We start from the raw sequence: 11,560 nt of genomic DNA, 5'->3' as shown, positions 1-11,560 counted from the left end.
CACGGTCGACGATTTTGAAAACTGCGCCTTCAAGATTCCCGCCGTCTGCATCTTTCTTCGTTAAAGCGGCTTTTCCTTTATAATTCACCATTGATCCCAATTCAACATCAGGTACTTGATTCTTTTCGTTCTTTGCGATTGAGAAGTGAATAGCTTTTGTGTTTACGATAAACCCTGATGGGGCTTTCGTCTCCATCAGCCGATAGTATCCGGCGGGCAAACCGTTTATCTCAACTTTCCCATTTTTATCGCTTTCAATATTATTTTTTATCAGAGTATAGGTACCGTCGCTTGATTTTTTCTCAAGCTTAAATACAGCACCGGCCAAAGGATTATTGTTTTCGTCTTTTTTGATAAGCGTCACCTTATTTTTTTGATTTATGACTTTATAGAGTGCTCCTGCTGCGGAGGATTTACCGTCAATCGTAACGGAGACCCCGTTTACATAGGCGTCGCTGATGGTGTAGCCGTCCGGAGCTTTTATTTCTTTCAGTACATAGGTTCCGTAACGGATATTCCCAAACGCAAGTTTACCGGCATCGTCTGTTGTGCCCGTACGAAGCAGCTGCTTGCCGTCTTTAGACCATAATTGAAAGTCGGCTCCTGAAAGAGATGTTCCGTCTGATCCTGTTTTAGATATCGTCAGGCTTCCCTTCTCTCCTGATCCTGAGCCGCCGCCGCTTGAAATGGCGACAAACACTGAGCTGTTGTTCTCTTGGGTCTGCTCCTCAACATTTGTCCCTGATATCGACACTTTGTTGCTGACCTGACCGCTGCTGCCGGAAATATTAATGAGAGAACGATATTGTATGACATACGCACGGTCGATTTGTTTATAGCTGCCTGTAAAGGTGAGGACAAATGATTGTTCACCGGTGGCATTGTCAGTTTTTATATCTAATTTATAGTCCTTATCTTTTTCAAGCTTCACATCACCCGGAATAAGATTTCCGCTGCTGTCTTTCATAACGCCGCTCTCATTATATTTTGCTTGATATACTTTAAAAGAATCTTCATCTATTATTTGATTCTCATCCGGGGTGTCTTTGACTTTTACGTCATCCAGTGTCGATTGGCTGGCATTGACATTGATGTTCCAATCGATATAGTTTCCGTTCTGTTTGCCGCCTTTAGAAATCAGGTTTCCTCCGTTTGCGATGGAAACTGAACCCGTCAGCGTTCGGTCTGCATGGTCATTATTAAAGTACTCTGCTTTGTTTGTGTATTGACTCTGTTTAATGACCTGGCCTTTTAATGACGTTTTAAATTCAATCAGGTATGGTAAAGCGTCATCTGTTTTGAGACGTACGATTAACGTATTTTTGTTGCCGTCTGACGGCTCCTCTATTTCATATTTTGAAGGATCCAGCGCCTCCCCTTCAGTGATGGAGCCGTTTTTGCTGATGGTATACGTTTTAACAGCAACCGACCCATGCAAAAATTGCTGACCATCTGTGATCGTATCTTTTATATAAGGATTTTTTGAAGGTTCGCCATTGTAATTAATGCCGACTTTCCATGTGATTTCTTTTGAAACGGCGTTGTATGAGCCGTTTTTGAATCCGTTATGGGACGTCTGATTGTTCGGTGTGAAGCCGCTCGATTCCTTATTTGTGCGTTTGCCGCCGTTTTTATCCGTCCATGTCGACTCCGCCGTATTCTTAATGGGTTCGTTTGAAAAGTCAGCGTTGAATTTTGTCTTATACGTGATCTTAAACTGACTGTTTGTTTCTGCATAATCCCCGATCAATGCTATTGTAAAGCCTTGATTTCCGGGTTTTTTTGTTAATATATAGTCTGTTCCTTCTTTCAGCGTTTTGTTATCAGTCGTGTCTTGCATGTGAAATGAATCGTCAATGAGCGCCAGGCCTCCGCTGGTGAATTGATCATCCAGCGTCCAGTCTTTCATTGTGTAACCGTTTTTATTAACTGTGATTGTCCAATCAACCGTCTTCTTCTCATAGTCTGCATTTGAATAATTTTTGATCAGATTCTGCTGAATGGCGGTTCCCGGAGTTTCCTTTGATTCCCCTGTATCTGTCATTGCTGTATTGGTGTATTTGACAGGACTGTCAATAATGACCCCATCGTTGACTTGAGATTGATAAATGATCTTATATGCTCCTGTGACAGTTTGCTTGAATTTTATTTCAAAGCCGTTCCCGTTATCAGTCAGCGTATAATCCTCACCCTCTTTTAATGGGGCGCCCTCTTGTTCACTGCCGTTCTGGCTGAATGTAATCGGAAGGACTTTCAATGAACCGGGAACAAGATGCAGATCGTCTGATCCGAACGTATCCTTGATGCCGGCTTTGGATTGATCAATCTTTTTCTCACCGTAGTTGTACATAACAGCCCAGCTGAACGTTTGGGATTCTCCTTTATAACCTGTCGAAGATTTTTCTATCATTTTTCCGTAACCCGCTGTTACGGAAGCTTCCGCAGAAATCGGCTCCGCATTGTCTCCGCTGAATGCCGCCTTGTTTGTCAGCGTGATGTTTCCGCCTTTACCCGGCTTTGCCTCATCTTTAATTTCCGTGTCATATATGAGCCGGTAGGCTGAATCGATCGTCCCGGCGAAGGTGACATTACCGTTTTCGCCAACGGTATAACCTGAAGTTATCTCATTTCCCTGACTCACCGAGCCGTCAATATTCACATCAAGTTCATACACTTTCACAGAGCGGAAAGTCAATTCGTCCGGAAGGCTTTCAGTCAATTTCGCATGTTTAACTTCTTCTTCCTTTTTATTAAGATCAACCGTCCACGTTACCTTTCCGGGATTAATACCTTTATCCAATGACCCTGATTTCTCAATAGTTTTATTGACATTCGGTTTAAAATAAACCGTTACGTCCGGCGTATCAGAGTTAACCGGAAACTTAATCTTTTGTGTGGTTGATCCTTTTATTTCTTTCTGATTGAATTGGGTGTTTACATACAATGACCCCTTGACGTTAGTATCTTCTTTTACCTCGCCGTTAAACGTCATGATGACATGGCCGCTCGTATTAATGGAAAAAGTTCCGTACGTACTATCGCCGTCGGTCAATGGCTGGTTCGTAATGTCATTATGCATGATAAATTCTTTAGGCAGATCAAATTCATATCGATCACCGTCGTTTATTGTTTTCCCCAGCTCATTCGGAATCGCCCATTGAATGGTGATATTTGCCGGAGAGTTCGTATTCGCAGGGTTGTTTTTGTCATATGGTTTTCCTTTTTCATCCGTCAATTTCACATCAGTTAAAATATTTTGCGTAATCCGGCTTCCGCCTGATTGAAGGCTTTTAGCGGCAGATTTGCTTGAAACCGCCATTTTTGATTGACTGCGTTTAGCAGAAGGTTTTGATTTCGTTTTCTGTTCTGCTTTATCACCGCCGTCCGCAGATGCTGATTTTTTCTCTGTCTTTTCCTGAGGTTCAGCAGGTGTTGAAGAGGTGTTTTTTTCTGTTTCGGAATCCGTTGTTCCGTCTTTCTTCACAGGTATTAACACCTGCTGGGTCTTGCCGGCATCCAGTTGAAAAAGAGCTTTTGCCATTTTCGTCTCATCTGTTATGTCGGGAGTAAACTTCGCCGACAGTGTAATGGAGCCTTTGGCATCCCCGGCATCTGCTTCAGCATCGTTCACTTTCACTTCCAGCGTGCTGCTGTCTGCTTCAGCTTTATATATACCGATCACCCGATCAGCTGATGTCAGCTCACCTTCGGCATCGTTATCTAATGTAAAACTTTCCGGAATCTTTAAGGTGATATTCCGGTCACTTGCATCTTCCTTGTTTTTTAGCGACCATTCGTATGTCAGTGTCACTTTATCTCCCGGTGCTAAAGCGGGCTCACTCCCTTTTGACCCGTCAACAGTCTGCTGTCTGCCGTCTTTGACTGCAACTGAATCAAAGAACCCGCTCTCGCTTTGTTGTGATCCGGAAGCGGCTGCGATCGGAGTAAAGCTGACAACTTGGCTGAAGATGAAAAACAGCGTAAAGCATGAAATTAATGCCGCCCTCAGCCTTTTGCTTTTTTTCGGGCTGAACGAAAAGTTCCTCACTCCCAATGTCTTATTCCTCCCCTTTTATATAGACTTACGTTCGAACAAGCCGGTAAGCATGGGATTCTCCTTATCCGAACCAAACTACATTGTATGAAATCGGCCTATACAAATTCTGTACATGGGATTATTTCAGAAATAACGCACAAAAAAAGACCGGCATCAGCCGGTCCGGTCATTCAATCGTCAATTGATTTTATCCTTCAATTGTTTATAGCGTTCGTATTCCTTTATCGCCTCTTCTACCTTTCCCAGTTTATTAAATAACTGCAGTTTGTATTGTATAATTTTATCGTCACCGGGCTCTATTTTCTCAACCTGCAGGCAAACATCCATCGCTTGATGATCGTTCTTCTCTTGGATGAGAAAACCAATCAGTTCGTACGCTTTGCTGAGCCACAGATGGGCCAGACGCGCTTTTTCCGGCTCCGCCCACAGATAGCCATTCTCCATGAGATAATGGTTCTCATATGACATGACAATGTCCAGGTGCCGGGTTAGTGCAGCTGCGCTGACCGGAGGAGCCTCTTTTAATGTTTTTTCCCATTCAACTGTATCAACCTTTACTCCGGAAAGCCGGAGAATGTATCCTATATCGGTATTTTCTATTGATTGGCTGAAGGGCAGCTGACCGATTAATTTCCGTATTTGATATATTGTCGAATAGAGCTGGGTGCTTGCTTTTGATACATCATAAGCAGGCCAAAACATCTCCATCAGCATGTCTTTACTGACCGTACGCCCTTGATTAAGAAGTAAAAATGCATACAGTTCACGGGCTTTGGATGTTCTCCACTTGACTGTTATGTATGTTTTGACACCATTTACCGATTGATAAAAGTCCAGGTTCCCAAAACATTGTATAACATAATCCGTCCCGGTATTCTCGTCTGCCGACCTGAGTTTTTTATTCATTCGGATTCGCTCAACAGTTGTCAGCAGCCGGGCATGGTCAACCGGTTTTAAAAGATAATCGACAGCATTTAATTCAAACGCTTTGATCGCGAATTCATTATAAGCGGTGATAAAAACAACTTGGATATTTTCATTGACCTCCTGAATCGATTCAGCAAGCTCAATACCGTTTATCACGGGCATTTCAATGTCAAGAAACACCGCATCAGCTGCTGAAAGCTCCGAATGCTCCAGAACTTCCGCCGGATCTTGAAACGTTATAATAGATTGAAATGCGTTTGTCCGCTCAAGCATACGATTAAAATGAAGCAATGCCAGTTCCTCATCATCCACAATTAACGCTTTCAAACCGCATCCCACCCGTCAATATAGATATATCTGAAAATAATTTCAATTATACCATGCCTAATGCCCTATATAGTTGGATTCTTTTTCTTTCTCTTGTTGTATCATAACGTTTGTGATTACAATATTTATACATTACATAGGATAATAGAATGCCCCTGAATGGGATAAAGGAGTAATGATGTGAAAGAAAAATTTATTTCGATTTCGATTATTTGCGGCTACGCTGCTTTCTTTATGCTTTTTATGGTCCTGAATCATTTTTCAGGATCATCCCTCCCTCAAGCGGAACAGGGCGTGATCAATCTGGAAAAGTGGGATTTTCAAAAGGATGGAAATGTCCAGCTGAACGGGAAATGGATTCTATATCCAAATCAGATGCTGTCACCGCAGGCGCTTCATTCAGCAAAAGGAAAAAACCCCGTACTCGTTGATGTCCCCGTCAATGTGAAGCTGTTCGGCAAAACGGCCGATGTGGATTACGGGACGTACAAACTGACAATCCGATCAAATGAAGACAATCAGGTTTTGGGGATCAGCACATCTTATATCTACAGTTCAAACCGCCTTTATCTTAATGGGAAATTAATCGGACAGAGCGGCAATCCTACAGAAAAAGCTGATTTTAAGGCGCAGAACAAACCGTACAGCAGCTTTTTCAGGCTTCACAAGGGTGACAATGAACTTGTCCTGCATTTTTCGAATTTCGGAAAAGTTCCCGGCTGGGGGATCGCAAAACCGATAACGTTTGGGACTCAGGAACAAATTATACGCGAGAATCAAATTTCCTTTTTTAATGATTCCATTATGATTACGGCTTTTTTCATTACCGGTTTATATTTTCTCGGCTTTTTTTTGCAACGGACAAAGGATAAACATTTATTGTTCTTTTCCGTGATGTGTCTGCTTTTTTCTGCCATTATTCTTATGATAGGGAAAGAAAGAATTATCTTTCTCCTCTTTCCGTCTATTTCATTTTCATTGCTGAATTCCTTGCGTATCATCTCAACCGTGCTTGTCAGCATGGCGGTTTTTCTTTATCTCTTTTATGCATACAGAGAAATTGTTTCAAAAACGACGATCACCTTTTTAACCGCTTTATCCGGGATTATCTTGATCACTGATTTTATGTCCGGAAGTTTCATTGACCATCTCTCATACATTTTACATTCTGTGCTTGCCGTTACGACTCTGTTTTATATTACATATATTTTTACGATTGCCGCCATAAGAAAAATAAAAGGAAGCACGTACCTTACACTCGCATCCGTCTCGATGAGCGCTTTTGTGATTCTTACTACCATTTCAGCTTACAGCGGCAAAACGGCTTTTTCTTTTAATTCGCTCTATTCATTGCCGACAGTCATCGCTTTATTGGCGGTGGTTCTTCTGATGGCGCAGCAATTCGCCGGAGCTTTCCGGGACAATGAAGTCCTCTCACGGAAATTAGTCAAAATCGACCAACTGAAAGATGAATTTATCGCCAAAACTTCACACGAATTCAAGACGCCGCTGAACAGCATTATTAATATATGCCAAACCCTTGTAGCCGGCAGAAAAAAGAAGACGATAGAGGAAGAGAAAGAAAATATGCAGCTGATCATCCGTATGGGCTACAGACTTTCTGATCTCGTAAATGATATTCTTGACTTGGAAAAAATGAAGCAGGGTATGCTGCAGATTCGTCCGGTTCCCGTCGATGTGCATGCCGTCATATGCAGTGAAATGAACTTCTACCGGCTTTTATCCAAACATAAAAAACTTGCCATTCTTAATCATGTGCCGGACGGCCTCCCTTTGGTGCTTGCAGATGAAAACCGATTCCGGCAAATCTTAACCAATCTTGTTGAAAACGCAATCAAGTACACATCCGAGGGGAACATTATTCTTTCTGCTGAAAGCCTGAATGACAAAATGATTCAAATCACGGTGGCCGATACCGGCAGCGGCATTCCTGAGGCTGATCTTGAAACCATTTTTGATTCTTTTCAGCAAGCGGGAGGGACGGAAGAAGATGGAACGGGTTTAGGTTTAAGTATTGTGAAACAGCTCGTCAAGCTCCAAAACGGGGACATCTGGGCGGAGTCAGCGGCGGCGCAAGGATCAGCCTTTCATTTTACGTTACCCGCCGCTCAAATTGATTCTTTACCGGAAGCAAAGACCGAACTTCCTGAATCACATCCCGGGCAGAGAATGTCGGATATTTCGCTGGTCACGCCTTATTACTCAGAAAAAATCGATGCTCCGACGATTCTGATCGTCGACGATAACATCGAGAGTTTGAAAATTTTAACTGATATGCTGGAAGGTGTTCCTTATAACGTAATCGCAGTAAAAAGCGGAAAAGAGGCGCTTCAAGCTGTCTCTTCCTCGAAGCTTGACTTGGTCATATTAGACTTGATGATGCCCGACATGACGGGTTTTGAAGTCTGCACAAACATCCGCGAAAGATTCAGCATGGTCGATCTGCCGGTTCTTATCGTTACGGCAGCCATTATCAGCCATGACAAATACAAGGCGTTTCATGCCGGAGCAAACGACATCTTACAAAAGCCTTATCATTACTCTGAATTCACCGCGCGTATTAAAAATTTAATTTTGATGAAGCATACGGCTCACCAAGCCACAAATTTAGAAATGGCATTTCTTCAGTCGCAGATTAAGCCTCATTTTCTTTACAACGTATTAAATACGATCATCGCGCTCAGCCATTTGGATATTGAAAAAGCACGGGAAACCACTGCTGCATTTACAAACTATTTAAGGATGAGTTTTGATTTTCAAAACACTTCGGACATCAGCTCATTCAGAAACGAACTTTCTATCATTACGTCATATCTTTCTATAGAAAAAACACGCTTCGGCAAACGGATTGATATCCTTTTTGATATTGAACAGGACATTGACTTCCCCCTTCCACCTTTAATGATACAGCCATTGGTGGAAAACGCCGTTCATCACGGGATCAGTAAGAAAAGAGGCGGCGGACGGATAAAGCTGACAGCGAAAAAACAAGGCGAAAACACGTATTTTATCAAAGTGGAGGATAATGGAACCGGCATCATGCCGGACATACAGAAAGATATTTTGTCTTCTGATGTTAATCGCAGTGTCGGCCTGAAAAATATCAATCGGCGGCTGAAGCATTTTTGCGGAAGCGAATTGACGATCACCAGCACCCCGGATGAGGGAACCGCTGTTTCGATGATGATTCACACTCCCGGCCCAACGGATGATTTGATCTCACTAAAAACGTCTTCATTAAGATACTGATTAACTTCAAAAGGCATGTAAATACTTCTGCCGGCTGTCGGGAAATTCCCGTCAGCCTTTATTTACCCAAAAAGACGCAAAAACAAAAAAGCTTGAAGAAAAAGTGATATCTTCTCCAAGCTTAGATGATCCGCACCAGTCTGGCCGTTTTCACTTAAGAAATCGTAACTCCCGCGCTTGCATATCCCGCCACTGTATTAATAAGCGAAAGGCCTGTCGCAGTGGCGGAGAATACCATTAACAGCCGGGTTTGAGGAGTTACCGCAATGTTCAGCCCTGTCGTGATTCCGTTGCTGATGCTGCCGATTGACAATATGCCGGTGAGGGGAGGAGCTAAAGTGACGGATGCTCCGGGGATCGGCGTGAACGTATTGTTCGGCACTGTGGAACTGTATAATTGTGCGGTTATCGTAACAGTCGAGCCGACAAGCGACAATGCTGCGGTTGTACTGAAATAGGCGGCAATTGATGTAATGGTTCCGCTTCTCGGAGCCGAAAAAGCAAAGTTCAGCAGAGTTCCTCCAGCCCCGGTAAGATCAATTGCACCTCCCCCTCCGACATTGACGCCCGTCACAGAATTGCCGAAGCCGACAAGGCTCACCGTTCCGATTAATCCGCCGGCAATGGTCGTCACGGCAGTTGGAAGACCTGAAGCATAGGGAATGATCGCGCCTGCTCCGGTTACTCCGGTCGCTCCGGTTACTCCTGTTGCTCCGGTCGCTCCGGTTACTCCCGTTACCCCGGTTGCCCCAGTTGCGCCGGTTACTCCCGTTGCCCCCGTTACTCCCGTTACCCCGGTTGCTCCAGTTGCGCCGGGTACTCCCGTTACCCCGGTGGCTCCCGTTACCCCGGTTACTCCTGTTGCCCCGGTTACCCCAGTTGCTCCGGTTACTCCTGTTGCCCCGGTCGCTCCGGTTACTCCTGTTGCGCCAGTATCTCCGGTTACTCCCGTGGCTCCCGTTACTCCTGTTGCTCCAGTTGCGCCGGTTACTCCCGTTACCCCGGTTGCTCCGGTTACTCCTGTTGCGCCCGTCGCTCCGGTTACTCCCGTGGCTCCCGTTGCTCCTGTTGCTCCAGTTGCGCCGGTTGCTCCCGTTACCCCCGTTGCTCCCGTTACCCCGGTGGCTCCGGTTGCTCCTGTTGCCCCGGTGGCGCCGGTGAGCCCGGTTACTCCCGTTATCCCGATTGCTCCGGTTACTCCGGTTGCGCCGGTTACTCCGGTTGCTCCGGTTGCGCCGGTGGCTCCCGTTACCCCCGTTGCGCCCGTTACCCCGGTGGCTCCCGTCGCTCCGGTTGCTCCCGTTGCCCCGGTGGCGCCGGTTACTCCCGTTACCCCGATTGCTCCGGTTACTCCGGTTGCCCCGGTGGCTCCCGTTATCCCAGCTGCGCCGGTTACTCCGGTTGAGCCTGTTACTCCCGTTGCTCCCGTTATTCCGGTCGATCCAGTAGCTCCGGTTACCCCGGTGGCGCCTGTTACTCCCGTTACCCCGGTTGCTCCGGTTATTCCGGTGGCGCCTGTTACTCCGGTTGAGCCTGTTACTCCGGTTGTTCCCGTTACTCCAGTTGCGCCGGTTGCTCCGGTTGCTCCCGTTATCCCAGTGGCTCCCGTATCCCCGGTTACCCCCGTTACTCCTGTTGAGCCTGTTACTCCGGTGGCGCCTGTTACCCCGGTGGCGCCTGTTACCCCGGTGGCGCCCGTTATTCCGGTCGCTCCTGTTACTCCCGTTACCCCGGTGGCCCCGGTAATCCCGGTTGCTCCAGTTACTCCAGTATCCCCGGTTACACCGGTAGCACCTGTTACTCCGGTGAGCCCGGTTGCTCCTGTTAACCCTGTTGCTCCCGTTACACCAGTGGCTCCTGTTACTCCGGTTGAGCCGGTTACTCCGGTTGCTCCCGTTACCCCGGTCTCTCCCATTATTCCAGTTGCGCCGGTTACTCCGGTCGCTCCCGTTATCCCAGTTGCGCCGGTTACTCCGGTTGCTCCCGTTACCCCGGTCGCTCCCGTTATCCCAGTTGCGCCGGTTACTCCCGTTGTTCCCGTTACCCCAGTTGCCCCTGTTACTCCGGTCGCTCCGGTTGCTCCAGTGGCGCCGGTTACTCCGGTCGCTCCCGTTCTCCCAGTTGCGCCGGTTACTCCGGTTGTGCCCGTTACCCCAGTTGCACCTGTTACCCCGGTCGCTCCGGTTACTCCAGTGGCGCCGGTTACTCCGGTTGCTCCAGTATCCCCGGTCGCTCCCGTTACCCCGGTGGCTCCGGTTACTCCGGTCGCGCCGGTTACCCCAGTTGCGCCGGTTACTCCGGTTGTTCCCGTTACCCCGGTTGCACCGGTTGCTCCGGTCGCTCCGGTTACTCCAGTGGCGCCCGTTACTCCGGTTGCTCCAGTATCCCCGGTCGCGCCCGTTACCCCGGTGGCTCCGGTTATTCCAGTCGCGCCGGTTGCTCCGGTCGAGCCTGTTACTCCCGTTGCTCCCGTTACTCCCGTGGCGCCGGTTGCTCCAGTCGCGCCGGGATCTCCAGTGACGCCGGTTACCCCAGTCGCTCCGGTATTCCCAGTCGAGCCCGTTGCTCCAGTGAATCCCGTTGCTCCAGTAAACCCCGTTGCTCCAGTGAACCCCGTTGCTCCAGTCAGCCCTGTTGCTCCGGTCAGCCCTGTTGCTCCGGTCAGCCCCGTTGCTCCGGTGAATCCTCTTACATGAAAATGATTTGGATGACAGCATGGACACCATCTTTCATGACAGCAAGAAGTTTTGCAACAGAATTCTTCACAGCAATGGGCCCGATTTTGATAACTGCGCCTTTGATTTCTTCTTTTATGTTGAAAATGACAGCAACACTCATTACTATTCCGGCAGTCGTAATCCCAAGAGTCGTATCTGTTATACCAAGTATCTCCTTTTCTCATTACACCACCTCTATTTGCATAATATTTCCACAACAAAAAAAGGTGTGGCAAAATCCCACTTCTATTGGGCAAATTTT

General features: G+C 46.7%; 4 protein-coding genes and 1 pseudogene. 2 read left to right on the top strand and 3 right to left on the bottom strand.

Annotated features, from left to right (window positions below; all coding sequences use genetic code 11):
• Both D5S11_RS13470 and D5S11_RS13465 read right to left on the bottom strand, forming a co-directional pair.
• Positions 1–4,054, bottom strand: a 4,054-nt coding sequence (locus D5S11_RS13470; RefSeq protein WP_128424627.1) for a collagen binding domain-containing protein, incomplete at its 3' end; no start/stop codon positions are given.
• A 180-nt stretch (positions 4,055–4,234) separates the two neighbouring features.
• Positions 4,235–5,311, bottom strand: a complete 1,077-nt coding sequence (locus D5S11_RS13465) for a response regulator (RefSeq protein ID WP_108725104.1) — start codon at positions 5,309–5,311, stop codon at positions 4,235–4,237.
• Positions 5,312–5,545: 234 nt separating this feature from the next.
• Here D5S11_RS13465 and D5S11_RS20230 point away from each other — a divergent pair.
• Both D5S11_RS20230 and D5S11_RS20225 read left to right on the top strand, forming a co-directional pair.
• Positions 5,546–7,429: pseudogene (locus D5S11_RS20230) on the top strand (sensor histidine kinase); the annotation flags it as partial.
• A 72-nt stretch (positions 7,430–7,501) separates the two neighbouring features.
• The gene (locus D5S11_RS20225; RefSeq protein ID WP_268749115.1) at positions 7,502–8,581 is read left to right on the top strand and encodes a response regulator; all 1,080 of its coding nucleotides are present in this window, start codon (positions 7,502–7,504) and stop codon (positions 8,579–8,581) included.
• Between the two features lie 154 nt (positions 8,582–8,735).
• On the opposite strand, the gene D5S11_RS13455 is transcribed toward D5S11_RS20225, so the two are convergent.
• Positions 8,736–11,483, bottom strand: coding sequence for an exosporium glycoprotein BclB-related protein (locus D5S11_RS13455; protein ID WP_128424630.1), 2,748 nt, complete (start codon positions 11,481–11,483; stop codon positions 8,736–8,738).
• Positions 11,484–11,560: the final 77 nt, after the last annotated feature.

It is taken from the genome of Bacillus sp. L75 (assembly GCF_003676355.1).
Taxonomy (GTDB): domain Bacteria; phylum Bacillota; class Bacilli; order Bacillales; family Bacillaceae; genus Bacillus; species Bacillus velezensis.
This window is presented reverse-complemented; position numbering and strand designations above follow the sequence as displayed.